Annotated in this window: 17 protein-coding genes; 12 read left to right on the plus strand and 5 right to left on the minus strand. The window is 67.1% G+C overall.

Going from position 1 to position 25,299, the window contains the following annotated elements; all coding sequences use genetic code 11:
* The first annotated feature begins 59 nt into the window (after positions 1-59).
* Positions 60-1,109: a glycoside hydrolase family 43 protein gene (locus KOR34_RS06210; protein ID WP_146563176.1), complete on the plus strand. Its 1,050-nt coding sequence runs from the start codon at positions 60-62 to the stop codon at positions 1,107-1,109.
* Between the two features lie 43 nt (positions 1,110-1,152).
* On the opposite strand, the gene KOR34_RS06215 is transcribed toward KOR34_RS06210, so the two are convergent.
* Positions 1,153-3,483, minus strand: coding sequence for a serine/threonine-protein kinase (locus tag KOR34_RS06215; protein WP_146563178.1), 2,331 nt, complete (start codon positions 3,481-3,483; stop codon positions 1,153-1,155).
* 315 nt (positions 3,484-3,798) lie between these two features.
* Here KOR34_RS06215 and KOR34_RS06220 point away from each other — a divergent pair, with 315 nt between their 5' ends.
* Positions 3,799-6,315, plus strand: coding sequence for an arylsulfatase (locus KOR34_RS06220; protein WP_146563180.1), 2,517 nt, complete (start codon positions 3,799-3,801; stop codon positions 6,313-6,315).
* 174 nt (positions 6,316-6,489) lie between these two features.
* Here the strand turns inward: KOR34_RS06220 and KOR34_RS06225 are convergent, their stop codons facing one another.
* From KOR34_RS06225 to KOR34_RS06240, 4 genes are all read right to left on the minus strand, one after another.
* Positions 6,490-7,782, minus strand: coding sequence for a hypothetical protein (locus KOR34_RS06225; RefSeq protein ID WP_197531189.1), 1,293 nt, complete (start codon positions 7,780-7,782; stop codon positions 6,490-6,492).
* A 267-nt stretch (positions 7,783-8,049) separates the two neighbouring features.
* Positions 8,050-8,961 (minus strand): hypothetical protein, encoded by a 912-nt coding sequence (locus tag KOR34_RS06230; protein WP_146563184.1) that lies wholly within the window; start codon positions 8,959-8,961, stop codon positions 8,050-8,052.
* 715 nt (positions 8,962-9,676) lie between these two features.
* Complete coding sequence (locus KOR34_RS06235) at positions 9,677-12,721, minus strand: DUF4332 domain-containing protein (protein ID WP_146563186.1); 3,045 nt, start codon at positions 12,719-12,721, stop codon at positions 9,677-9,679.
* Between the two features lie 145 nt (positions 12,722-12,866).
* The gene (locus KOR34_RS06240; RefSeq protein WP_146563188.1) at positions 12,867-13,655 is read right to left on the minus strand and encodes a GGDEF domain-containing protein; all 789 of its coding nucleotides are present in this window, start codon (positions 13,653-13,655) and stop codon (positions 12,867-12,869) included.
* A 299-nt stretch (positions 13,656-13,954) separates the two neighbouring features.
* On the opposite strand from KOR34_RS06240, the gene KOR34_RS06245 reads away from it, so the two are divergent.
* From KOR34_RS06245 to KOR34_RS06290, 10 genes are all read left to right on the plus strand, one after another.
* Positions 13,955-15,064 (plus strand): sugar transferase, encoded by a 1,110-nt coding sequence (locus tag KOR34_RS06245; protein WP_228714525.1) that lies wholly within the window; start codon positions 13,955-13,957, stop codon positions 15,062-15,064.
* Entirely contained in the window at positions 15,061-16,428 is a 1,368-nt protein-coding gene (locus KOR34_RS06250; RefSeq protein WP_146563190.1) for a glycosyltransferase family 4 protein, read from the plus strand. The genes KOR34_RS06245 and KOR34_RS06250 overlap by 4 nt, the downstream gene beginning before the upstream one ends.
* Before the next feature lie 38 nt (positions 16,429-16,466).
* Positions 16,467-18,020, plus strand: coding sequence for a GumC family protein (locus tag KOR34_RS06255; protein WP_146563192.1), 1,554 nt, complete (start codon positions 16,467-16,469; stop codon positions 18,018-18,020).
* A gap of 39 nt (positions 18,021-18,059) precedes the next feature.
* Complete coding sequence (locus KOR34_RS06260; RefSeq protein ID WP_146563194.1) at positions 18,060-18,767, plus strand: tyrosine-protein kinase family protein; 708 nt, start codon at positions 18,060-18,062, stop codon at positions 18,765-18,767.
* 68 nt (positions 18,768-18,835) lie between these two features.
* Positions 18,836-20,137, plus strand: a complete 1,302-nt coding sequence (locus KOR34_RS06265) for a lipopolysaccharide biosynthesis protein (RefSeq protein WP_146563196.1) — start codon at positions 18,836-18,838, stop codon at positions 20,135-20,137.
* A gap of 17 nt (positions 20,138-20,154) precedes the next feature.
* Positions 20,155-21,549 (plus strand): O-antigen ligase family protein, encoded by a 1,395-nt coding sequence (locus KOR34_RS06270; protein WP_146563198.1) that lies wholly within the window; start codon positions 20,155-20,157, stop codon positions 21,547-21,549.
* The gene (locus tag KOR34_RS06275; protein ID WP_146563200.1) at positions 21,546-22,484 is read left to right on the plus strand and encodes a glycosyltransferase family 2 protein; all 939 of its coding nucleotides are present in this window, start codon (positions 21,546-21,548) and stop codon (positions 22,482-22,484) included. Before KOR34_RS06270 ends, KOR34_RS06275 begins: the two co-directional genes overlap by 4 nt.
* Positions 22,485-22,542: 58 nt before the next feature.
* Positions 22,543-23,622, plus strand: coding sequence for an NAD-dependent epimerase/dehydratase family protein (locus KOR34_RS06280; protein ID WP_146563202.1), 1,080 nt, complete (start codon positions 22,543-22,545; stop codon positions 23,620-23,622).
* The gene (locus tag KOR34_RS06285) at positions 23,619-24,422 is read left to right on the plus strand and encodes a WecB/TagA/CpsF family glycosyltransferase (RefSeq protein ID WP_146563204.1); all 804 of its coding nucleotides are present in this window, start codon (positions 23,619-23,621) and stop codon (positions 24,420-24,422) included. Before KOR34_RS06280 ends, KOR34_RS06285 begins: the two co-directional genes overlap by 4 nt.
* Before the next feature lie 46 nt (positions 24,423-24,468).
* Positions 24,469-25,299 carry a glycosyltransferase family 2 protein gene (locus KOR34_RS06290; protein WP_146563206.1) on the plus strand — a complete coding sequence of 277 codons (831 nt, stop codon included), beginning with the start codon at positions 24,469-24,471 and terminating at the stop codon, positions 25,297-25,299.

Genomic DNA, 25,299 nt, shown 5'->3' on the forward strand with positions numbered 1-25,299 from the left:
GCGGCCGTTCGGCTGTCGGACGCGCCGCTCCCTCTTCCCCGCAACCGGCAGACTGTCGCATGAACTCTCACGGCCCGTCCACACTCTCTGTCGCAATCCTCACGCTAGCCTCGGTTTCCGCTTTGTCGCAGGCCCAGGAGCCGCGGTACCTGACCAAGGGGATCTACACGGCCGACCCGTCGGCCCACGTGTTCGGCGGCAGGCTCTACTTCTACCCGTCGCACGACATCGAGTCGGGCGTTGAACAGAATGACAACGGCGACCACTTCGACATGCGGGACTATCACGTGTTCTCCATGGACTCGGTCGACGGCCCGGTCACGGACCACGGCGTGGCGCTCGACGTGAAGGACGTCCCGTGGGCGGAGCGGCAGATGTGGGCGCCCGACTGCGCCGAGAAGGACGGGCGGTACTACCTGTATTTCCCCGCGAAGGACCCCGAGGGCGTGTTCCGGATCGGCGTCGCGGTCGGCGACCGGCCAGAGGGGCCGTTCAAGGCGAACCCAAAACCGATCGAGGGTAGCTACTCGATCGACCCGGCCGTCTTCAATGACGGCGGCGAGTACTACCTGTACTTCGGCGGCATCTGGGGCGGCCAGCTGCAGCAGTACCGCGACAACCAACGCATCGTGTCCGATCGCGCCCCAGTCCCGAGCGAGCCGACCCCAGGCACGCCGGCCCTGTGCGCGAAGGTCGCGAAGCTGGCGCCGTCCATGACCGAGTTTGCCGAGCCGCCCCGCGACGTGGTGATTGTCGACAGCCAGGGCAAGCCGCTCGACGCCGGCGACCACGACCGCCGCTTCTTCGAGGCCGCCTGGGTCCACAAGCACGACGGCCGCTACTACTTCTCATACTCCACCGGCGACACCCACCGCATCTGCTACGCCACCGGCGACAGCCCGTACGGCCCATTCACCTACCAGGGCGTGGTGTTGACCCCGGTGCTGGGCTGGACCACGCACCACAGCATCGTGCAGCACGAGGGCAAGTGGCATCTGTTCCACCACGACAGCGTCCCCTCCGGCGGGCAGACCCACCTGCGGAGCGTCAAGGTCAGCCCCCTGCGGCACGGGCCGGACGGCAAGATCCAGACCATCAAGGGCGGGTAGTAGCATGCCAGCCGACGCGGCCGCTCGCTACGCGGAGCGGAGGCTACTCGGGCAGGCGGCCGAAGATCATCAGCCCGCGGCCGGTGGGGTCGACGTAGAACCGCTGCGCGACAAACTCGCCATCCCGACGCAGGTCGAACGGCTCGTGCTCCTGCGCCATCTCCTGCTGCACCGCGGCCGGCAGGTCCGGGATCGACTCCCCTTCACGCGCCACACGCACCCCCCGGTCCGCGTCCGCCGACACCAGCAGTTGACCCTCGCCGTCGGCCACGAAGATCTCGCAGTCGATGGCGCCCAGGCCGAGCACCGCGTCGGCGACCTGCTTGGCGACGTCGGTCTCGATCACGGCCATCCCGAACAGCTCGCCGGTGGCGTCGTTGTACACGGGGGTCGCCACGGATAGTCGCTCCGCCACCGAGGACCCTGCGCTGGCGCGGCGTGCGCGGGGCGCCAGCGAGAACCGCACATCGCCCGGCTCCAACGCTCCGACCACCGACATCAGCGCGTCGTCCGCGACGCTCTTCAGACGGCTGGCGGGCAGCACCCGCACCAGCGAACGGTCCGACGGGTTGCGTTCCACCCGCACGACGTCCTGCGCGCCCTCGCCGGTCTGGGCCTCGTAGGACAGGGCCAGGTAGTCGGGGTTCGACCGCAGCATGCCGGAGAAGATGGTCTCGAGCCGGGTCCGCCAGACCTGCTCGTCGTCTCCGTCGACGCCGTTGCGGGCGTTGACGATCCCCTGGATCGGCGGGAGCGACGCGATGAACCTTGCGTCCTTCGACAGCTCCGACGCGATCCCCTCGAGCTGGAGCTCCACCTCGCGGACGTCGCCGACCAGCTGCGAGTAGCGGGCGTCGACCGCGGCCAGGCGGCTCTGCCGGGCGGACATCGCCAGCGTGGTCAACGCCACGAGCGCCACGATGGCCGCCGCCAGCAGCGACTGCGACATCCGCTGGTGCTGCGCGACCCAGCGGCTGGCCCGCTGCCAGTTGGTCTCCTGGTAGGCGGACACCGGCTCGCCGGCCATCCACTTCTGCACGTCCTCGGCCAGCTCGGCGGCGGCCTGGTAGCGGGCGTACCGGCGGCGGGCCATCGCCTTGCGGCAGATGGCCTCGAGCACGGGGTCGGCGTCGGCGTTGGCGTCGTGCGCGGCGGGCGGCGCGCCGGCGGCGATGGCGCTGATCATGCCCCGCGCGCCGTCGCCGGAGTCGATCGCCTCGCGCTGCGTCTTCTCGTGGGGCGCGTAGCCGGTCACGATTGCGAACAGGATGGCACCCAGCCCGTAGATGTCGGTGCGGTGGTCCAGCTCGTCGAGCCGGCCCGCCGCCTGCTCCGGCGCCATGTACAGCGGCGTGCCGAGCACCTGCCCCTCGCTGGTCCGGTCGGCGCTGTCGGGCCCGGCCGAGTCCGTCAGGCTCGCGGTCGCGGCGTCGCCGATCACCTTGGCCAGGCCCCAGTCGATGACGATCACCTGCCCGAAGCTGTCGATCACCACGTTCTCGGGCTTCAGGTCACGGTGGATCACCTTCCGCGAGTGGGCGTGGCCGATGGCGTGGCACACGCTGACGAACGCGGTCAGCAGGTGCCGCAGGAGCATCGGGTCGTCGTCGCCGGCCTCGCGCCGCTCGTGGTACTCGCTGATCGAGTCCTGCAGCGTGGAACGCCCCAAGAACCGCATCGTGTAGAACACCCGCCCGGAGTCGGCGTCCTCGCCGAGCTGGTAGATCGGCACGATGCTGGGGTGGTCCAGTCGGCCGGTGATCTCCGCCTCGTGCCGGAACCGCTCGATGGCGACCGAGCTGGCCTCTGCGGCGTGGCTGATCTCCTTCAGCGCGACGTGCCGGTTAAGGTTCGTGTCGCGGGCCAGCCACACCCGGCCCAGCCCGCCCTGGCCCAGCTTGCGGATGATCTCGTACCGACCCTGCGAGACGCGGGCGTGCTGGTCGGCGCCGCTGGCGGCGAGCGTCACGCCGAACAGCTTGGCCACGCGGCCCGAACCGTCCAGCCGTTCCAGCGTCGCCAGCATCATGCTCTTGCCGGCCGAGGGCGACTGCGAACCCGCGGCGATGCTCCGCCGCGCGCGGTCGATTCGGGCGGAGGCCTGCTGCTGCAGGCGGGCGATCTGCTCGGCGGTCAGCAGGGACTTCCGCTCGATGTGCTGCGCCAGCCGCACGCTGCCGTGCATCGACCAGTCGGATACCGCCGCGCTGATCTCGCGGTCATTCACCAGCCCGGAGTTGAGCAGCTGCGCCGCGAAGGCGATGTCCTCCTCCTCGCGGGAGAGCGTGTTCTCCGGCTCGAAGAGCCGCGTCGCTGCGTACAGGTCGTCGTCGGGCGACCCGCCCGCCCCGCGTTCTCGAGCGTCCTCTGCCATCGTTCGAACCAGCCAAAGAGGTCATCAATGTGGGCAAGCCAGCGGCCAAACCTTTATTCTACCAGCCCGCTCGCCCGAGTGAAAAAAGGCGGTCATTGCAGGCGAACGGCCGTTCTCCGCGGGGAGCGGGGCCGATGGTTGTGCCAGATGGCCGTTTGGGCGCGCCGAGTCGCGTGGCGCCTCCGACCTGCTCTCGAAAAGATGGTTGCCCGGCGACCAACCCGCGCCCATAATCGCGCTGCCGCCGGGCCGATTCTTGGTTTGGTCCAGCAGCGTCGGAACATTGAGGGTACATCGTCGTTGAAAGGGGAAGTCATGTCCGGTTGGATTGTCGGTCGCCGGTGGGCGTTGGCGTTGGTAGCGGCTTGCGGCGCAGGGCTGCTGGTCGACGGAGTGCGGGGCCAGGAGGACGCGCCGGGCTCGCCCAGCGCCACTACCACCATCCCCGGCAATCAACTGCCGGCCCCCGACCCCAAGTTTGGCGGCGTTATCAGAAAGAACGCGGCGGAGTCGAAGGCGTGGTGGGCGCCGCGGATCGTGCCCCCCAAGCAGGCGCCCAACGTGCTGCTGATCATGACGGACGACGTCGGCTTCGGCGCGCCCAGCACGTTTGGCGGCGTGATCCCCACGCCGTCGCTCGACCGGATCGCCAAGGCCGGGCTCCGTTACACCAACTTCCATTCTACATCGCTCTGCTCGCCCACCCGCGCGGCGATCATCACCGGCCGCAACCACCACTCGGCCGGCTTTGGCGTGATCTCCGAGCAGTCCACCGGCTTCCCGGGCTACAACAGCATCATCGCCAAGGACAAGGCGACCATCGGCCGCGTCCTGCTCGACAACGGCTTCGCGACCTCGTGGTTCGGCAAGGACCACAACACCCCCACCTTCACCGCCAGCCAAATCGGCCCGTTCGACCAGTGGCCGATCGGGATGGGCTTCGAGTACTTTTACGGCTTTGTCGGCGGCGACACCAGCCAGTGGCAGCCGAACCTGTACCGCAACACGACCGCCATCTACCCGTACGTTGGCAAGGAGAACTGGAACCTCACCACCGCCATGGCCGACGACGCGGTCAAGTGGCTGAACGAGGTCAACCAGATCGACCCCAACAAGCCGTTCTTCTGCTACTACGTGCCCGGCGGCACGCACGCGCCGCACCACCCCACACCGGAGTGGATCGAGAAGATCCGCGACATGCGCCTGTTCGACGAGGGCTGGAACAAGCTCCGCGAGCGGATCTTCGCCAACCAGAAGAAGCTGGGGGTGATCCCCCAGGACGCCAAGCTGACCCCCTGGCCTGACGACCTGCTCAAGCAGTGGGACCAGCTCACGTCGGACGAGCAGAAACTGTTCATCCGGCAGGTAGAGGTCTACGCCGCCTACCTGGCCTACACCGACCACGAGATCGGCCGCGTGATCCAGGCCGTGGAGGATATGGGGAAGCTGGACGACACGCTCATCATCTACATCAGCGGCGACAACGGCGGCAGCGTCGAGGGCACGCTGCTGGGGACGCCCAATGAGGTGGCCTCGTTCAACGGCGTCGACGTGCCGGTCGAGCGGCAGCTCAAGGAGTTTTACGACGTCTGGGGCAGCGACCAGACCTACAACCACATGGCCGTGCCTTGGTCGTGGGCGCTGGACACGCCGTTCAAGTGGTCCAAGCAGGTGGCGTCGCACTTTGGCGGCGTCCGACAGGGGATGTGCGTGTCGTGGCCGGGCCACATCGGCGACGAGGGCGGCGTCCGCCACCAGTTCCACCACGTGATCGACGTGGTCCCGACCATCCTCGAGGCCTGCGGCGTCCCCGCGCCGCAGGAGGTGGACGGCATCCAGCAGGCGCCGATCGAGGGCGTCAGCTTCGCGTACACGTTCAGCAAGGAAAAGGCCGACGCGCCGTCGACCCACAAGACGCAGTACTTCGAGATGATGGGCGACCACGCCATCTACCACGACGGCTGGATCGCCAGCACCAAGGTGGTGCGTCCGCCCTGGGAGATTGTCGGCGCGGTCAACCAGGACCCGTACGACAACGTAACGTGGGAGCTGTACGACCTGTCCAAGGACTGGACCCAGTACGACGATGTCGCCGCCGAACACCCGGAGAAGCTGGCCGAGATGAAGCGGTTGTTCCTCCAGGAGGCCGAGAAGTATCAGGTGCTGCCGCTGGACGCGTCGGTCGCCACGCGTCTGGTGGCGCCGCGGCCCAACATCACCGCCGGGCGGACCGAGTTCACCTACACCGTGCCGATGACCGGCCTGCCGCAGGGCGACTCGCCCCTGCTGCTCAACACTTCGTACAAGATCACGGCCGATATCGAGGTCCCCGAGGGGGGCGGCGAGGGCGTGCTGCTGACCTCCGGCGGCCGATTCGGCGGCTACGGCCTATACCTGCTGAAGGGCAAGCCGGTGTTTACCTGGAACCTGGTCGACCTGGAGCGGCAGCGGTGGGAGGCCAAACAGCCCCTCGCCGCCGGCCGGCATGTCGTGGAGTTCGAGTTCACGTACGACGGCGTCGGCGCCGGCACGCTGGCGTTCAACAGCCTCAGCGGCATCGGCCAGCCCGGCACGGGCGTGCTCAGAGTCGACGGCCAGGAGGCGGCGTCACTCAAGATGGAGCGGACTATCCCGCTGATCCTGCAGTGGGACGAGACCTTCGACATCGGCTCTGACACCGGCACGCCGGTCGACGACGGCGTCTACCAAGTCCCGTTCGAGTTCACCGGCAAGCTCCACAAGCTGACGCTTAAGCTCGACCGCCCCGAGCTAACGCCGGCGGACATCAGCAAGCTGCAGGCCGCCCAGCGGAACAACCGCGTGAGTGAGTGACGGGATTGGCGGCTGGTGTGTCTGCTAGCGAGGTGCGCTGGCGGACTGTGGCATCGAGTTGGATTCAAGGGCTGGCGGCTGTGCGTAGCGACCGCTCAACTACACAGGTGATTCAAAGCGACGAATGATACTTCCAGATGTTCGTGTTAGAAGTTTGCCACACGTTGATGACCGCTAGTGCACACTCATTTGGCACAGCGGGAGGGAATCGATTAGCCTTTGCCGCCCTTCATCGGTGAGCCTGGTTTCGGACAGAGTTAGAGAACGTAAGTTCCGTAGTGCCGCTAGATGACGCACGGAATTGTCGGTGAAGTGCTGCCCGCTGAGATCTAGTTCTCGAAGGCAAGGAAGGCTAATTAAGTGGGCCAGCCCCTGATCTGATAGCCGACTTCCATGAATCGTTAGGCAAACGAGACTCTTGCATCTCCCGAGGCCCGCAAGCAGATTGTCTCCTGCTACCGAGCCATACAGGCAAAGACGCTCGAGCTGCGGCATCGCCTTTACAAGCTGGAGCAACGGCCTGGCCCCCAACGGGCAGCAATGAATCTCAAATTCAGTACTTGGATCCGAGAGACCCAAAGGTCCGGTCCAGAGAGCGTGCGAAAGACCCCGCGTGTCAAGTACGTCTCGAATTTCCGCGGCTGTGGGGAGATGGCCTTCTGGAAAGAGCGGGTTTTCATCGGCCACTTCCCCAAGCCCGAAGTCTACAGCCACTCGGCAACTTGGGAACGCCGCCTTGAAGGCGCCTACTCCAGCTGCGGATACCTTGGTTCCCTTTAGGCTGACGAACTGCAGCGTGGTGGTCTGCCCAAGCCTGGCAAGGCCAACGTCAGTGACGTCAGTGTTATTCAGCGACAACTCTCGCAGGCGCGTAAATTGCGCTATCCTTTCGAGGCCTAAGTCACTGACCAAGGTGTTGTTCAACCCGAGGCACTCTAATGATCTGAGAGAACGGATGCTTGCGATCCCGTCGTTCGTCACGGGGGAATGCGAGAGCTCCAAGTAGGTCAGCGGAACGGCCTTCAGGTGTTTCAGGCCGCTGCCCGTTACCCCAGTGTTGTTAAGTGAGACAGTGTGAAGTTGACTTAGATTGGAAAGCGGCCCAAGTGCGGCGTCATCAATCAATTTGTTGCGACTCAGTCCAATAGCCTGCAATGTTCGCAGGTTTCCGAGAGCTCTGATCACGTCAGAACTGATGCAGATTTCGCCGCGCGCTTCTTGCCGGTTCACCTGGGATGCGAACTCTGCGGAAATCGGAGTGCGGAAGTAGTCTTCGCCCAAGGCGTTTATCAGCCACTTCGGCGCAGAACACCTCAGGCGGTTATTCGGGTTCTCATCCACGCTCTGTTCGCGTTGATACCCAACAATCCCTCTTGCGTCGGATATCGTCTTAATCGCTTCGCTCTGACGGCTTGCTAGGTAAGCTGTGCGGCCCGTCCACAGACAGGTCACGGTCATCAACAACATGAGGAACCGGAGCTGGAATCGGGGGCGAATGCATTTGATCCGAATGACCATCGACTTAGCTTTCGTGTAGTGCCACGGCCACTTGCCGGCACGGTGTGCGATGGCGTGTCAATGTTGGACAGTGATCGCCATCGTATCAGTTCTCAACCGCGAACGCTCTGCCAGATTGCTAGCGTTCCTTCGTTGGTTTGACCTAGCACTTTCGTCGGCAACTTCTCTGTTTCTAGCGAGAGCCCCCTGGTCAGGCATTAGGCAGAAAGCGGGCGTTCAGCGACTCTCGGAGCGTCGGTGTCGAAGCACTACGGACACTATCGTCACGACGAGCCCCACTAGCGACACCCAGAATACCGTTGGCCCCCACCAGCCATCGCTGCGAGATTGTTCGTGAGGGGCCAGCTCCTCGCCGTTTGCCCCCACTCGGTAGAATCGCCCGCGGCCTGAGTCTGTCTCGGCGCGAACGAGCGTCCCTGCCTGAAACACGACATCAAACTCGTGCGGCAGGATCTCTCGGTTGAAGACGCAGTCAACGACTCTCGCGTGGAGCCGCTTAACCCTCTTGTCTCGAATCGAAGTGCTAGTCCATGCCGTTGGCGCCCATATCGCATGGTCTTGGTCGAACGAGTACGACACCAGCATCTCTGATGTCGAGCCGCCCGGGGTCTGTAGGAAAGTGCGGACAACGCTGTATTGCATATGAGGATCGACTTCCCAGATCCTACCGTTCTTGGCTGTGAGAACGAGATGACCGTCGTCGTTGACGTCAGATACGCTCGAGATAAGATCGGCGGGGATGACAGACTCAGGCTGTATCAAGAAGAACAGCGGATTGAAATCGGCCAAAGTCTGGATGCTGAGTGCGTTCCCACTTGCGATAACTCCTTGAAGTGGCTTAGCCTCTCCTTGAATCCGATTGAGTATACGAAGAGTCCCGTCACCTACCGCCTCTTCACGGTCGACAATTCGGGTATGCCCTGTGGAATAGTTAAACACAGGCTGGTGGGATGTGGCGTGCATCCGGGTGCCATCAAACAAGACCCGATACTCCATGCCGCGCGCCTCGGAGCCGTTGTCAAGGAGCTTGTGCCAGACTCTTCCAACTGCGCGTTCGACGCCTCGAGAATCCCCGCGGAGAAGCTCTGATTCGTCGTACTCCTCGCGTGACGCTAGGTGCTCGCTCATCGAAACAGCAATGTCGAGCGTCGAATACTTGCTGTTCCTCGATTCCCACGCGTCTTGAACGGTTTCGTAGTTTTCAGCAGTACAGGACCCAGGCCATGCAAAGATTGCAACGGCGAGTGATGTAAGCAGAGGTAGTGACGGGTTGCAGTTAACGGTCGAAGTGCATGGTGTTGATCTGGAGCTAATCAGATGCTTGCAACCGTCTGCGTGCTCAGCCACCTCGGACACTCCGTGGGATTGATCTGCGAATGTTGCTGTGAGATGGGGGTACGTCACCACGCTCCCAAGGACGCGCGAGGGTCATCGCATCCGGTTGCGCTGCTGTCTCACAGCTTACCACCTGGCGCCCAACAGGACGGTAGTCTTGCCGCCCGCGGCAGTGCTCTTGCCTTCCTCTCTTCGCTCCAGAATTGAGTAGAAACCGGCCACCTGACGCCTTACAAATAGGGTACGCAGCGCACTGCGCGCCATGGCTTTGGGCCATTTAAGCGAGGCGAGTACAGAGCGACCAGGGCGTGGGCGCCGCGAGGGCGGCCGGCCCGACTTTTGTCCCTATCGTGCTTATTGGGGGGACAAAAGTCCTGCTGCCGCTGACCGGGCGGGACGCGCCGGACGATGCTATACAAGCGTGAAACGCCATTCTCGGCCAACGTTGGGGGCCGACATTTGTCCCTAAGAATCGATAGCGCCAAGAGGGACAAGAGTCGGGCGGCCGCTACGCGGCGCCCAGCACGCGGCACTGGCGGGACCAGTTGATCCAGTCGGTCACCTCGGCCAGGTCGGGCGTCTTGCCGCCGCGGATGATCCGCTCCGCCTCGGCGGTGCTGCAGAACGGCTCCACGAAACCGAACAGCTCGGCCGGCTTCATCGACGCCAGCTCCTCCGGGCGGGTGAAGCCGCACTCGACCAGGATCTGGGCGTCGTGGCCGCGGAGCTGGGGGATCCGGCAGACGAGTTGCGCCTGGTGCTGCCAGGCGACCAGCGTCTCGGCGTCGATGCGCCTGGAGTCGAGCTTGTCGGCCAGCAGCTCCGGGTCGGCGTCGAGCAGGTCGCCGACCGTGCGGACGCCGGCCTTCTGCAGCTTGGCCGCGGTCTTGGGGCCGATGGACGGCGCGTCGACAATCGGGCTGGAGGTCTCGAGGTAGAACTTGAGCTTCTTCGGCTTCTTCGGGGCGTGCGCGGCGCCGTTGTGGTGCGGCGCCTCGGTGCGGAGCCTCAGGTGCCCGCTGCTGGACGCGGCGCCGTTGCGGGAGCCGCCGCGGCTGCTGGCCGAGTTGTTGTGGCTGACGCGTTGGCGGCGTTCACCCCGACAGCGCTGCCAGCCGCTCCAGGCGGCGGAGGTCTGCCAGCGGTCGCGGCCGCGGCGGGCGTCGCGGACCCAGCGGCGGGCGCGGTCGGCGTCGAAGCGGTAGCCGCGGTCGGTGTGGCGGCGGCCCCGGTCGCTGGTGAGGTACGCGTCGACCTGCTTGAGCAGCTCGTCGGCCGACGCGTCGGCCAGTTGGTCGACGTCGTAGCAGCCGGCGCCGGTCAATACGACGGCGTCGTCGAACGAGAGGTGCGGCACGAAGCAGACGAACCCGAGGTGCGTCTGCCACAGCGCGACCAGCTCGGCCGTGACGTCGTCGCGGTCCAGCTCCTCGGCCACGGCGCTGGGGTCGGCGCCGAGCAAATCGCTCACGGTGCGGATGCGGGAGCGGAGGAACACGGTCTCGCGGTCGTGGATGGGGACCGGGAACCGCTCGATCTTGTCGTCCGGCGAGAGGAGGTACTCGGAGGTTTCGACGTGCTCGGTGGTCGACACGTGCCGCACCGGTCCGGTGACCGGCTTGGCGGCCGGCTGCGGGGCCGCGGCCTCGACAACGAACTCGCGGCGCGAGGACTTGGCCGCCAGTCCCAGCCTGTGGGCGCCGAGCGAGGCGAACCGCGCGAGCGCGTCGGCGTCGGCCGTGCCGACGAACAGCTGCCGCCCGGCGCGGGCGAAATCGTCGAGCGTGGTGGCGAGCGACGCGATCTGGTCGCGGGTCAGGCCGGCGAACGGCTCGTCGAGGATCAGCGGCAGGCGGACGCCCCGCTGGCCGGCGGTCCAGACCAGCGACAGCCGCAGCGCCAGCGAAGCCAGCCGCCGCACCGACGGGTCGAGCTCGCGGGCGAGCCGCTGCTGGCCGAGCTGGTCGGTGGCGGCCAGCTCGCGGCCGTTCATCACCAGCCGCAGGCCAACCCACTGGCCGTCGGTCAGGCGGGCGAACAGCTCGGACGCGCGCCAGCGGTTGGGTCCCTCGTCGGGCCGGGAGGGGAGCGACTCGGCGCGTGCCAGGCGACGCTCGGCGTCGGCCAGCTCGCGCTGGAGCGACTCGAGCTTGCTGGAGGAGAGCAGCCGGTCACGCTCGTCTTCGAGCTCGCGGCGTTTGCGGGTCAGGCGTTCTAGCGACTCGTTGATGGCGGTCAGCTCGCTCTGCAGCTCGGCGAGCTCGGCCTCCAGCTCCTGGCGGGTTTGCGGGCAGCAGGCACCGGCCACGGCGGGCAGCAGGTCCTGCTCGGTCCGCTTGGCGCGGGTGGTGCGGTACAGCTCCTGCCGGCGGGTCAGCAGGTGGTCGAGCTGACGCTGCAGGTCGAGCTGGCTGCGGGTGAGGTGCTCGGCCTCGGCCTTGAGCTGCTGGGCGTGGTAGGCCCGCTGCTGCTGGTCGGCCAGGTCGGTCAGCCGGTCGATCTGGTTGCGGAGCGTTTCGGCGAGCGGGTTGATGCGGGGGTGGGCGTCGCGGCAGACGCACGCCTGGGAGTCGGCCGCGCGGGCCAGCCGAGCGACCTCGCCCTCGAGGTCCTGCATCAGCCGGCGGGCGACCGCCAGGCCGGCCCGCTGGTCGGCCAGCGAGATGGCGGGCGAGGCGTCGTCCGGATGGATGGCGGCCAGCTCGGAGCGGACGTGCGACTCGCGGAGCTCCAACTCGGCCAGCGTCTGCCGCCAGCGCTCGATCTGGCTTTCCAGCTCGTCGAGCTGGGGGCCGAGGTTGGCGGCGTGGTCGGCGCCATCGTGCTCGCGGTGGACGGTTTCGGAGATCGCCTGGTAGCGGAGGCGGGTCTCGATCGAGGAGAGCTCGGTCTCGACCGCCATGCGGCGGCGGTCAACCGTTTCGCGGCGCTGGAGCAGCCGCTCTGCGTCGGCTTCCAGCTCGCGCAGCTCCTCTTCGGCGTCGGCGCTGCGGCCGCGGCGTTCGGCCAGCAGGTCCTCGATCGCGAGGGCCAGCTCGTCGCGGCGGCGGAGCAGGTCGGCGCGGTTGGCGTCTTCGCGGGGAGTTGCGGGGGCGGTCGCAGACTGGCCGCGGTCCAGGTCGAGGAACGCGGCGGCGACCTCCTCGCTGAGCAGCTCGCTGAGCTGGTCGCCGCGGCGGCCGTTGGCGTGGAACACCCGCTGCACTACGCCGACCGGCAGGTCGCACAGCAGCCGCTCGATGATGTGGGGCGGGGTCTGGCCACCGTCCAGGCGGCTGACGGTGAATCGCTCGTCGGAGTCCTGGTTGCGGACCCGCCGCAGGCGGAAGCGGCCGGCGTCGGCGGCCAGGTCGACCTCGCCAAACGCGGCGTCGAAGTTGGGCTTGCGCGTGAGGCCGCCGTGCCCGTAGAGCACGACGTGCAGCATGTCGAGGAGGGAGTCGCCGTGGTTGTCGGCGGCGAGCGGGATGGTGTTGAGCGAGTCGGAAACGCCGGCCGCCTCGATGAGCGGCTCGTGATTGCGGTCGTCCAGCTGCAGACGGGTGATCCTCATGATCAACGGTCCTCGGCATTCATTGCTAGGAGCGGGAGTGGGTCCTCCGCGGGAGCGCCTATTCTGCGCGATCGACGCTAGGCTGGCGATGCCAATCTTGTCCGCCAGCCTACGCAGATTGGCCGGGTCGCCGCGGGAAGGGGTGCTAGCACTCCTGCCGCTTGTTGGCGTACATCCGGCGGTCGGCCGTGTCGAGCATGTCGGCAGGACGCTGGTAGCCGTCAGCAGAGAACGCCCAGCCGATGCTGGCCGAGAGCGGGCCGGCGCCGGGCACCGACTCGAGCGGCTGCGCGGCGGCGTCCTCGATCCGCTGCACGATCAGCTCGAGGTCCTCGGGCTGCACGGCGCCGTCCAGCAATACGACGAACTCGTCGCCGCCGTAGCGGCCAACGATGTCCCTCTCACGGAGCGACTCGCGCATCCGCTGCGCGATCTCGCGCAAGGCGAGGTCGCCGGCGACGTGCCCCAACTCGTCATTCACCAGCTTGAACCCGTCTAGATCGACGAACAGCAGCGCAAACGGTCGACCGCCGTGGAATCGTGCTTCGAGCTCTTCCTCCAAGCGGCGGCGATCCGCCAACCCGGTGACGATATCAGGATCGTGGGCCGGCGCCGGCAGCATGAGGAGCACCGTCGGCGGCTCGCCGTGCTGACGCATCAGACCGACCCGCAGAAGGCCCGCGGCGGGGAAATGCAGCTCACGCCAGCAGAACCCCTTCGGCGACAGCGTGGCGAGCTCGGCCGCTAACGCGTCTAAGCACTGCTGCGGCGTGAGGTTGAGGTGCTGGCAGAGTCGCTCGAACGCAGGATTGTGCGCTAGAACGGATCGACCGTCCGGTGTTGCAATCGCAACGCCGTCGGACGCGTGCCGCCACGCTTCCCAAGGGAGTGAGTGCGGCGTACCGCCGTCGGGTTCGGGGCGGGGGGTCGGCATGCCTGGGAGGTGAGGGGAGGAGCGGCGCGTAATGCTATTAAAGGTATAGCATTTTTCACCGGATCAGACGGGCGAAAATCGACACTGGGTATTTCGTAACTATAATCGGGATCGCGTTGAATAGGATGTCTGCGTCGCCTGGGGGGGGAGTGTCCGGGTGGAGCACCGAGGGCGGCGAGCCAATCAGGCTCGCTATGCGTTCGGTGCGGCCACTGCAAGCGGGACGAACGCCCCTGCCAGGATTCGGGTTGGAGCTCATTTGGGGCGCCCGTCAGTGACAGGAGGTCGTAATCCCTCCTGTGACACGTCTGCACCTGATGATCTTACCCGCCTGGTTGATGCGGCTGCGTCCCCGCCCTGCGCATCGCCCTCCTGAAAACTCTTACTTCCTTTCGCCCGGCCTCTGGTCGCGGGCCGCCGAGTGCGAGCGGATGCGCGTCGATCGTAACGGTTCGGTGCTTTCGGTGGTATCGCTATCGCTCACGGAAGCGATGCGGCAGCCCCGGCGGGTGTCGATCCTGGAGGGCTACCTGGCGGAGCGGCTGCGCCAGACCGACGCAGCGGGCTGGCGGCCCGACGGCAGGCTCGGGCTGCTGCTGCCCGACACCCCACGCGAGGGCGCGGAAGTTGTGGCGGCCGAGGTGTCCGCATTCCTAAGGGACGATGACGGAAGGCCCGACTGCCAGATTGGCGTCTACCCGGACTTTGACTCGCGGGATCCGGAGATCGTCGCGCCGGTGGGCGATCGCGCGAGCGAGCCGGTCGGCGCCGGCGCCGGCGACGACCAGGGCGAACAGGTCTTCATGCAGGGAACGCCTGCGTGGAAGCGCGCAGTGGACATCGCCGGCGCGACGGCCGGCCTGCTTGTGGCCGGGCCGGTATTGCTGGCGCTGGCAGGCGCGGTTGCGGCAACCTCCCGCGGCGGCGCCTTCTACCGCCAAGAACGGGAGGGGCTTGGCGGTCGCCGGTTCCAGATCCTGAAGCTCCGCACCATGATCCCGGAGGCCGAGGCGCAGAAGGCGGACCTCCGCCAGCACAGCGTGCAGGACGGACCCGCGTTCAAGATGTACCGCGATCCTCGGGTGACAGCGATCGGGCGGTTGCTCCGCGCCACCAGCCTGGACGAGCTGCCGCAGCTGATAAATGTGCTGCGGGGCGAGATGTCGCTGGTCGGACCCAGGCCGCTGCCGGTTGACGAATCCCTCGCGTGCAAGCCGTGGCAGCGTCGGCGTCTGCAGGTGAAGCCCGGCATCACCTGCACGTGGCAGGTGTGGGGGCGCAACTCGGTGACCTTTGACGAGTGGATGCGGATGGACCTGCGGTACTCCCGCCGCCGCAGCCTGCGTCACGACCTCTGGCTCTTGATAACCACGGGCCCGTCCCTGCTGCTGTCTCGGGGGCCGCGATGACCACCGGGGCAGGGCAGGACAAAGCAGCCGTAATCGCAGAGCGTCCCCGCGTGCTGGCGATCGCGTACGCGTGCCACCCAACCGAGTCCGCCGAGTCGCGGGTCGGTTGGGCGCGGGCGCTCATGGCGTCCCAACGACACGACGTCACCGTGATGTGCCACTCCGATCTCGACGCCGACGAGCTCCAGCGGCTTGCGGTTGAAGACGGCGCGGATCCGAGCATCCGATTCCAGAACGTGCCGCACTGCGTGATCGGAATGTCGTGTCGGTCCCACGATCTGCTGTACTGTGTCGGCTACCGGATGTGGCACCGTCGGGTGGCGAAGCTGGCGGCCGAGCTGCACGCCGCGCGGCCGTTCGATGTGGTCCACCAGGTGAACTTCTGTGGGTTCCGCGAGCCAGGGTACGGGTGGCGCGTTGGCGCGCCGTTCGTCTGGGGTCCATTGGGTGGCACACAGAACTTCCCGCTTCGTTTCCTGAGCGTGCTCGACCCGTACAACGCGGTACGCGAGGCAGGTCGGAACGTTGTGAATTGGCTCCAGTTGCGGTTCAGCCCGCGCCTGCGTCGCGTCGCCCGTCGGAGCGCGTGCGTGATGTCGGCGACGCGGCTCGCTCAGCGAGACCTTGAGCGTTCTTGGGGCCTAGACACCGCTGTGGAGCTTGAGGCCGGCCTCAGCTACCCGCCGGCGCCACTCCGGTCAAAGCGGGACCCGAGCCGACCGCTCCGGATCTTGTGGACCGGCCGTCTCCGCGCCTGGAAGGGTCTGCCGCTGCTGCTGCACGCGCTCGCAAAGACCCCGCCCAATGTGCGGTGCGAGGTCCGCGTGCTTGGCGAGGGCGCCGGTCAGGCGGGCCTCGTCCGGCTGGCTAAGCGTCTCGGCGTCGACGACCGCATCGAATGGGTCGGCTGGGGGCCGTACCCCGACACGCTCCCACACTACCGCTGGGCCGACGTGTTCGCGTTCACCAGCCTGCGGGACACGTCTGGCGCCGGTCTGCTCGAGGCGCTCGCGGCGGGGCTCCCGATCGTGGGCATCGACCACCAGGGCGCGGCGGACATCATGAGCGACGAGTGCGCCGTCCGCCTGCCGCCGTCCAATCCCCGCGAGGTGATCGCTGGCTTCTCTGACGCGATCACCCGCCTGGCCGGCGACGGCGAGCTGCTGCTGCGGCTCAGCCACGGCGCCACGCGGCGGGCGGATGACTTCGCGTGGGATGCGCGGGGCGCCGTGCTGGACCGGGTCTACCAGTCGGCCATGGCTCCGGCGGCCGATCGCCGGCGGGCCGCCGGAACAAGCCGCCCCGCGGAGCCCGTCACCCGGCCCAGCCTCAACCTGCAACCGCTTGAGGCGGTTGGAGAGTAGTCACACCGCCAATCGGCGGGAGTACAGGAACGCACGTCATGCCAAACGTCAACAACACGTTCACCCACCCTCGCGAGCTGGCCGAGGTTGTGTTCCGTCACAAGTGGAAGCTCGTGCTGATCCCGATCGCGGTCTGTGCGCTCGGGGTGGCGGTGATCCTCTTCGCGCCGCGCACCTACCTGTCTGAGGGGAAGATCCTGATGCGGGTAGGCCGCGAGTCGGTGGGCATCGACCCGACCGCCACCACCGGTCAGACCCTCATGCTCCAGCAGAGCAGCCGGGACTCCGAGGTGCAGTCTGCGATGGACCTGTGGCTGAGCCGCGGCCTGGCCGAGAAGGTCGTCGACCAGGTTGGCCCCCAGTACGTACTGGAGGGCGGACCGGCCGGCGCCGAGGAGAAGAACGCGGTCGCCGACACGATCATGACGCCGGTCAGGAAGCTGGTTGCGATGGTGAAGAGCATTGACCGGGTGTCCGATCGCGAGCAGGCGGTCATCGATTTCTCGAAGAACCTGGACGTCTCGGCCGAGCGCGACTCCACCGTGATCGTGGTCTCGTACGAGGCCGACACGCCGGAGGGGGCGCAGCACATCCTCGCAACGTTGATCGACCTCTACCAGGCCGAGTACATGAAGATCTTCCGCAACCCTCGGTCGATGGCGTTCTTCGCCGACCAGACCAGCCTACTCAAGCAACAGCTCGAGGACGCCGAGGCCAGGCTGCGGGACGCCAAGAACCGCATGGAGCTCTCCAGCATCCAGGGCAGGCGCAGCACGTACGAGAGCCAGCTCAGCGCGATCGAGCTGTCGCTCTACCAGGCCGAGCAGGAGTACGCGGAGTCGTCCGCCAAGATCGAAGACCTGCAGGCCAAGATCGAGGAACTGCCAGAGCGGCTGGTGTCGTCCAAGACGTCAATCCCCAACATCGGCGCCGACCTGCTCCGCGAGCAGCTCTACGAGCTTCAGGTCAAGCAGATCGACTACCAGGCCCGCTACAGCGAGGACCACCCGATGGTCAAGGCGGTTAGCGCGCAGGTTGCCAAGGCTAAGGAAATTGTCGACCAGCAGCAGGAGCAACGGGAGGAGACCGTCGATGACATCAACCCGGTCCGCCGCGCGTTGTCGCTCGAGCTCAAGCAGCAGGAGACGCTGGCCGCCGGGCTGTCCGCCCGGCTCAAGGCGCTCGACGAGCAGAAAAGGCTGGTCGTGAGCGACATGAAACGGCTCAACCAGTTTGAGGTAGAGGTCGACGGTCTGCAGCGCGAGGCGCAGCTGGCCAGCGACAAGTACTTCAAGTACGCCAACAACCTGGAGCAGGCCCGCATCGACGAAGAGCTGCAGGCGCAGCGGGTGTCGAGCTTCAGCGTGCCCCAGCCCGCGACGCTGCAGGAGAAGCCGGTCAGCCCCTCGAAGCTGCTGGTGGCGGCCGGCGCCCTGATGCTGGCGGTTGGGGGGGCCGTTGGCGCCGTTGTGCTCAGCGAGAGCCTCAACGGCAATGTCCGGTCCGCGAGCGAGGTAGAGCACGACTTGGGCCTGCCAGTGTTCGCCGAGGTGCCCGAGGGACGCCGGCACGGCCGCGTCCTGCAACGTTAGCAACCGCCGGAGACTGCCGCGGCTCGCCGCGGGGTAAGCATGGACCCAAGTCAACACTCACAACCTGGGGCGTCCGCCGCCAGGCCGACCGCCGGCGCCCTCGACGGGTCTGCCGCCTCGCATCGGCCGGGCCCCGACCCCTACGACGCCATTGTGTGGCGTCTGCGGACCAGCGAAGCCAATCCGGGCAGCGGTTTCGTTGTGGGGCTGCTGGGATGCCACCGGCAGTGCGGCGCGACTACCATCGCGGCAAACACCGGGATCCGCATTGCTAGCCATAGCTTAGGCCCCGTGCTGCTATTGGACTGCAACGCAGACAGGCCTCAGCTGTCCCGGTCGTTCAACCTCGCTTCGGCTCCTGGGCTCGCCGAGGCCGCTTCCGGCGCCGCCGAACTGACCGACTGCATCCACGCCACCGGCGTTAAGGGGCTCGACGTGATGCCATCGGGTGCGCTCGACACTTCGCTGACGCTTGCCGATCAGTTCTCGTCCCTGCTGTCGGAACTGCGGGACGAGTACGCGATCTTGCTGCTCGACCTGCCGCCGGCCGACACGCTGGCCGGCGCGGTGGTTTCGTTCGCGCAAGCGGCCGACGCGGTGCTGCTGGTGCTCCGCAGCCAGAAGACCCGCCGCCAGGCCGCCAGCGGCGCGCTGAGCCGCCTCACGCAGGCCGGCGTCCCGGTTGTTGGATCGGTAGTCACGCGACGAAAGAGGTTCTCGCCACGTTGGTTCGGTTCAGGCCTCTAGCACACACCCCTAATAGACGATGATCCGGCCCGGCCCCGCGGCAGGCCCAACACCTTCTACGCCCCTCAATGCAGACCATCCCCCGACACCCTTCGACAGACGTGACGCCTGCCAACGCGTCTGCGCAAGGGGCGTGGACGGTGGCCGATCAGGCGGTCGTGAGCCTGGCGAGCTTCGCCGCGACCGTGATCGTCGGCAGGACGCTCGGCAAGGAGGCGCTTGGGATCTATGCGTTGGGTCCGTTCCTGTTCTGGCTGGTGGCGGGCGTTGCGAACGCGCTGGTGTGGGTCCCCTACACGGCACGGGCGTGTCGGCTCAACGAGGTTGATCGGCGGCGGTACCGCGCCAGCAACACGGTGATGGCGGCTGCGATGGCCGTCGGCCTGGCGGCGCTGTGCGTTGTAGGCGGACTGCTCGCTGCTCCGCTGCAGAATTGGCTGTCGCCGTTCTGCCTTGCGATGGCGCCGCTCTCGTTCTTGTTCCTGCTCCGCGAGCATGTCCGCCGTGTGTTCATTGCCGACTTCCGCGCCGCCGGTTTGCTGCTGCTGGATGGGCCCATCGCGGTGCTGTCGGTCGGTTCGCTGCTAACGCTGTCCCACAATGGCAGGCTCACGCCTAGCGTAGCGCTGGTCGCGACCGCCCTCGCGGCCGGACTCTGCCTGCCGGTGGTATGGCGTCTCACGCGGGGCGGTGGAGTAATCGCCGAGGAGTTGTCACGCGATGCCCGGTCCAACTGGGGGTTCGGGCGCTGGATGCTGGTGGTCGCCGTCGCGTGGCTTATCGGCGACGGCGTGCTGCGGTGGATGCTGCTCGGGATGCACGGCATGGACGCGTTGGGCGTGTTCAGCGCGGCGTTCTCGGTGGTCATGCTGGCTAACCCGCTGATTCTGGCGATGACTTCGTTCGCGCGGTCGTGGGCGGCGCGGGTCCAGGCGGCGGACGGCACGCCGGGCCTGTTCACGCACACCGTGCGTCTGACACTGGCCGGCATCGTGCTCGCGGCCGCCGGGATGTTCCTGCTCGCGTGGGCCGGTGATTTCATGATCCAGGTGTTCTTCGGCGAGCAGTTCGCGGACCCGCAACTCGTGCTGCTGCTGGCGGCCGCTGTCTGCCTGCAGGCGGTGGCGATTCCGGTCGACGCGGCGCTCACCGCGTTGGAGCTGGGCAAGAAGATGACGCAGGTCTCGCTGCTGCAGCTGGCCGCGGCCCTGTTGGTCGGCGCTCCGCTGGTCTACGCCCAGGGCCCAATGGGCATCGCCTGGGCGATGATCGCTCGGTCGGCGCCGTTGCACATCTTGGCATGGGACGCGATGTGGAAGCACTACCACTCCGACGTTGACCTTCCCAAACCATCCCATGCCCGCGCATAGCGAGCGTTTGCGACACCATGCACACCCCGCCGAACACACTCGAAGCTGCCGACGCCGGTCCGCGCCGCTTACGCGTGTTCGGCGCGGGCGTTTGGGTGTTTTCCATTTTGCTATGCCTGATGTACATGGGGATGATGCACGATTTCCGCAGCGCAGGGCTGACCGAGGCGGAGGTTGTGCAGGCCCTCCTCGATGGCGCCGAGGCGGTGGAGAAGGACATGGGAGGGGTGCCCGTTGAACGCAAGGCGGCGTTCGCGCTGTCAGGGTTGCTGGCGGTGTACTGCCTGGCGACCCGACGCCGGGACGCGGTGTTCGAGTCAACGCTGCTGACAGCGCTGATCGCGGCGTTCCTAGCCGTCCTGTTCGCGTCCTACGTGTGGAGCGAAAGTCGACTGAGCACCGGACTGGAGCTGGTTCGCATCTCCGTTTACGCGATGCTCGCGTTCGGGATGGCGTTGCGTTTCACGGCGTTGGAGATCGCTAAGATCCTGACGCTCTCGTGCACGCTTTCGGTCGCCGTCGCCTGCGCCACGGTGGTTGCCGGGTACAGCCCGGCCCAAGTCGACGGCGTGTTCCGCTTGTCGGGCTCGCTCCACCCCAACGTGCTGGCCAAGTACGCGACGTTCGTGATCATCGGCTCGTTGGGGTTCGCCAGGATCCGACGCGGCGGGATCGATTGGCGGTTCGTCGTGTTGGCGGGTCTGATGACCGCCGCGCTGCTGCTGACCCGGTCTCGGACGTCATTGGCCTGCTGCGTGGTCGGCGTCGCGGCCTACTACGCACTCGGGATGACTTGGCGGCAACGGGTCGTGTTTGCTTCCCTTGGCGCCGTGGTGCTGGGCGGCGCGCTGGTCGCAGCCGGCCTGACAGGCGGCAAGCTGCTTAAGGACGCCGGGCAGGCCGCCAACATGGGCCGCCGCGAGGACGCGGGCTCGCTCAATGGCCGCCTGCCGCTGTGGGAGAAACTCTACGAGCTGGGTGACGGCCGCTACGTGCAGGGATTCGGCTACGGCGCCTTCTGGACCGAGCACCGGCGGGTGAAGCTGCTCCACGCCCTGCGGTGGGCGCCGGGGCACGCGCACAACGTGGTGTTCGAAACCATGCTGCACACCGGCCTCATCGGCGCAGCGTTGGTGGTTTCAATCGGGTGGACGACCCTGCTCCGACTCGGCGTCCTGGGCGCTAGCCCCGACCAGCCGGCCTACCGCATGCTGTTCGCGATGATGGTCACCATCGTCGCCAGCAGCTTCACCACAACTACCTACATCATGCCCCGAGAGATGGTGGTGCTGTCCGGCGTGCTGGTTGTCTGCGCGGCCCTCGCGCCGCGAACGGAGACCGCCCGCGCCGCGACGACCCGCCGGGCCGGCGCCGCCTCGGGCGGCTGGGGTGCAACAGGAGCGATGGCATGAGCGATGCAAGAGTTTCGGTCTTGATGGCCGCCTACAACGCGATGCCGTACCTGCCGGCGGCGGTCGACTCGGTGCTGGGGCAAACGCTTGCGGACTTCGAGTTCGTCATCGTCGACGACGGCTCGACCGACGGGACGCCGGAGTACCTCGCTTCGCTGGAGGACCCGCGGGTGCGAGTCGTCACCCAGGAGAACGGCGGGCTGGCCGCGGCATTGAACACCGGTTTGGCCCACTGCCGAGCTAAGTACGTCGCGCGGATGGACGCGGACGACCTCTCGCTGCCCGAGCGACTCGAGCGGCAGGCGGCCTACCTGGACCTGCACGCCGAGGTCGGGTGCGTGGGCTGCCAGACCTCGCACTTCGGCGCCACGCGTGTGGGGGGCAGCCTGAAGATGCCCGCGACGCACACCGAGATCCGACGCGCGCTAGAGGAGGGTCGGCACGCCATCGTCCACGCTAGCGTGATGGCCCGCACAGAACTTGTCCGCCGGGTCGGCGCGTACTGGCCGTACCGCCTGGTGAGCGAGGACCACGACCTGTTCCTCCGCCTGAGCGAGGCGTCGCAGATCTCCACTATCGGGCCGGTCATGTACCACGTGCGGGTGCACAGCGGCAGCCTCAACGGCAGGTACATGAAGTCGATCCGCCGGGGCATCGACTACGCCCGCGAGCTGGCAACGCGGCGCGGCGCCGGGCGGCCGCCGATCAGCTACGAGGAGTTCGCCGAGTCCCGCGACTCGGCGCCGCTGCACCGCCGGGCGCTGGAGTGGCTGGACGCTTACGCCCGGTCCAGCTACCTGGCGGGCGTGGGCGACCTGTACGGAGACCGCGCCCTCCGCGGCAAGTTGAAGCTGGCCCTCGCGGCTAGCCTGGCGCCCAAGCTGACCGTGCAGCGGGTGCAACGGATGCTGACCGGCGGCCGGGCACGCGGGTAGTTGGCGGCGAGAGTAGACACATCGACTGAGGCGACACCTAAGCGGAGAGTAGACAACCATGAGCGTAGCGATAGTCACCGGCTCTGCCGGGTTAATCGGATCGGAGGCCGCGGCCTTCTTCGCCGAGTCGGGGTTCGACGTTGTGGGCGTCGACAACGACATGCGGCAGCAGTTCTTCGGCGCAGACGCTTCCACTAAGTGGAACCGTCTGCGGCTGCAGCAGCGGCTGGGCAGCCGGTACACGCACCAGAGCATCGACATCCGCGACGACGCGGCTGTCGACGCGCTGTTCGACAAGTACGGTTCGGCGGTAGAGCTGATCATCCACACCGCTGCACAGCCTTCGCACGACTGGGCGGCGCGGGCGCCGAAGATTGACTTCGGCGTCAACGCCCAGGGGACGCTCAACCTGCTTGAGGCGGCGCGGCAGAACTGCCCCGACGCGGTTTTCATCTTCACCTCGACGAACAAGGTCTACGGCGACACGCCCAACAGCCTGCCGCTGGTCGAGCAGGCCACGCGTTGGGAGATCGACCCCGACCACACCTACGCCGGCGGCATCCGCGAGGACATGTCGATCGACAACTCCAAGCACAGCCTGTTCGGGGCGTCGAAGGTGGCCGCCGACGTGCTTGTGCAGGAGTACGGCCGGTACTTCGACATGCGGACCGCGTGCTTCCGCGGCGGCTGCCTAACAGGCCCCAGCCACTCCGGCGCCAAGCTGCACGGCTTCCTGGCGTACCTGATGAAGTGCACGGTGACCGGCGAGCCGTACAGCGTGTTCGGCTACCAGGGCAAGCAGGTGCGGGACAACATCCACAGCGCCGACCTGATCCGCGCCTTCCACGCATTCTACCAGGACCCCAAGTGCGCGGCGGTCTACAACATCGGCGGCGGGCGGTACAGCAACTGCTCGATGCTCGAGGCGATCGACCTGTGCCAGCAGGTCGCCGGTCGTGACCTGCAGTGGACCTACGAGGAGGGGAACCGGTCCGGTGACCACATCTGGTGGATCAGCGACCTCGCCGCGTTCCAACGGGACTACCCCGACTGGCGCCTGGAGCACGACGTCCCGGAGATCCTGCAGCAGATCTACGAGGCCAACGTCGAACGCTGGACGGAGGCGGCAATCGCATGACCAGCGACACCAAGCACAGCGTGTTGGGGGTGATGATCGACGGGGTCGACTACGCCGGGGCGGTAGGCCGTGTGATGGCGGCCGCGCGGGAGCGGCGCCCGTATGCGGTCTCTGCGCTAGCCGTGCACGGCCTGATGACCGGCGTGCTCGACCCCGCGCACCGCTACCGGCTGAACTCGTTCGAGATGCTCTGCCCTGATGGGCAGCCGGTCCGCTGGGCGCTCAACGGGATGCACGGCGCCGGCCTAGCAGACCGCGTGTACGGGCCGAACCTGATGCTGCACGTTTGTGAGCAGGCGGCGGCGGACGGCGTGCCAGTCTTCTTGTTCGGGGGGAACGAGGATCTGCTTGCGGCGCTCTCCTCCAACCTGCAGCGACGCTTTCCGGACCTGCAGATCGCAGGCGCGCGGGCGTCAAAGTTCCGCACGCTCACGCCGGACGAGCGTCAGGAACTGGTCGCCGAGATCCGCGACAGCGGCGCCGGCGTCACATTTGTTGGGCTCGGCTGTCCTCGCCAGGAGGTGTTCGCGTACGAAATGCGCGAGGAGGTCTCGATGCCGCTGCTGGCCGTTGGCGCCGCGTTCAACTTCCATGCGGGCCAGCTCGACCAGGCGCCCAAGTGGATGCAGGACCGGGGACTCGAGTGGTTCTACCGCCTGGTGAAGGAGCCGCGTCGGCTGTGGAAACGGTACGGGCTGCTCAACCCGCTGTACGTCACCCTGCTCGCGGCGCAGTGGTCGGGCCTCTGGCGCCCAACCCACCCGGGAGATCCCCCGCGGGCGCAGGTGTGCTACGGCTGAACCGGCGGCAGGCGGACATGAACAACTCCAGGCGAAACAGAGTACCATGACCTCGATCAACCACCTCCCCGACAGCCCTCTCTCGCTGGCCGATACGGACGAGCTGGTCAGCTCCGGCGCGGTCGCCCATCGCGACGGTCGCCGGGTGCTGGTTGTGCTGCCTGCGTTCAACGAGGGCGCCGCGCTCCCGCCGCTGCTTGACGCAATCTCCGCGACGCTGGCAGACGGCGTGCTGGAACACGAGATCATCGTTGTCGATGACGGCAGCGCCGACGACACCGCGATGGTTGCCAGCCAGGCGTCGTTTCATTATCCCGTGCGGGTGGTGCGGCACGAGCGGAACCGCGGACTGGCCGCCGCACTGCGCACCGGCCTGGAGGCCGCGGTGGCCGACGCCGGTCCCGGCGACATCATCGTCACGATGGACGCGGACAACACCCAGCCGCCCGGCCTGCTGCCCCGCATGCTCGCCATGATTAACGAGGGGCACGACCTGGTCATCGCCTCCCGCTTCCAGCCCGGCGCGAGGGTGGTGGGCGTGCCGCTGTACCGCAACCTGCTGAGCCGAGCCTCGCTGGTGCTGTTCAAGCTTGCGCTGCCGATCCACGGCGTGCGCGACTACACCTGCGGCTACCGCGCGTACCGCGCAGCGCCCCTGGCCGACGCCATGCGGCACTACGGCGACCGGTTCGTCAGCGAGCAGGGCTTCTCCTGCATGGTCGACGTGCTGCTCAAGCTCCGCGGCCGCGGGCTGGTGATGGGCGAGGCGCCGATGATCCTCCGCTACGACCAGAAGCCCGGCGAGAGCAAGATGAACGTCCTCCGCACGATCCGGCAGACGATGTCGCTGATCGTCCGCCGCCGGCTGGGGAGGTAG

This window comes from Posidoniimonas corsicana (assembly GCF_007859765.1).
Classification (GTDB): domain Bacteria; phylum Planctomycetota; class Planctomycetia; order Pirellulales; family Lacipirellulaceae; genus Posidoniimonas; species Posidoniimonas corsicana.

Bases quoted from the DNA above. Each gene is read 5' to 3' on its own strand.
- KOR34_RS06275 (WP_146563200.1), top strand. From the start codon at position 21,546: ATGAGCGATGCAAGAGTTTCGGTCTTGATGGCCGCCTACAACGCGATG.
- KOR34_RS06230 (WP_146563184.1), bottom strand. From the start codon at position 8,961: ATGAGCGAGCACCTAGCGTCACGCGAGGAGTACGACGAATCAGAGCTT.
- KOR34_RS06250 (WP_146563190.1), top strand. From the start codon at position 15,061: ATGACCACCGGGGCAGGGCAGGACAAAGCAGCCGTAATCGCAGAGCGT.
- KOR34_RS06235 (WP_146563186.1), bottom strand. From the start codon at position 12,721: ATGAGGATCACCCGTCTGCAGCTGGACGACCGCAATCACGAGCCGCTC.
- KOR34_RS06265 (WP_146563196.1), top strand. From the start codon at position 18,836: ATGCAGACCATCCCCCGACACCCTTCGACAGACGTGACGCCTGCCAAC.
- KOR34_RS06280 (WP_146563202.1), top strand. From the start codon at position 22,543: ATGAGCGTAGCGATAGTCACCGGCTCTGCCGGGTTAATCGGATCGGAG.
- KOR34_RS06270 (WP_146563198.1), top strand. From the start codon at position 20,155: ATGCACACCCCGCCGAACACACTCGAAGCTGCCGACGCCGGTCCGCGC.
- KOR34_RS06285 (WP_146563204.1), top strand. From the start codon at position 23,619: ATGACCAGCGACACCAAGCACAGCGTGTTGGGGGTGATGATCGACGGG.
- KOR34_RS06220 (WP_146563180.1), top strand. From the start codon at position 3,799: ATGTCCGGTTGGATTGTCGGTCGCCGGTGGGCGTTGGCGTTGGTAGCG.
- KOR34_RS06215 (WP_146563178.1), bottom strand. From the start codon at position 3,483: ATGGCAGAGGACGCTCGAGAACGCGGGGCGGGCGGGTCGCCCGACGAC.
- KOR34_RS06290 (WP_146563206.1), top strand. From the start codon at position 24,469: ATGACCTCGATCAACCACCTCCCCGACAGCCCTCTCTCGCTGGCCGAT.
- KOR34_RS06255 (WP_146563192.1), top strand. From the start codon at position 16,467: ATGCCAAACGTCAACAACACGTTCACCCACCCTCGCGAGCTGGCCGAG.
- KOR34_RS06225 (WP_197531189.1), bottom strand. From the start codon at position 7,782: ATGTTGTTGATGACCGTGACCTGTCTGTGGACGGGCCGCACAGCTTAC.
- KOR34_RS06260 (WP_146563194.1), top strand. From the start codon at position 18,060: ATGGACCCAAGTCAACACTCACAACCTGGGGCGTCCGCCGCCAGGCCG.
- KOR34_RS06210 (WP_146563176.1), top strand. From the start codon at position 60: ATGAACTCTCACGGCCCGTCCACACTCTCTGTCGCAATCCTCACGCTA.
- KOR34_RS06240 (WP_146563188.1), bottom strand. From the start codon at position 13,655: ATGCCGACCCCCCGCCCCGAACCCGACGGCGGTACGCCGCACTCACTC.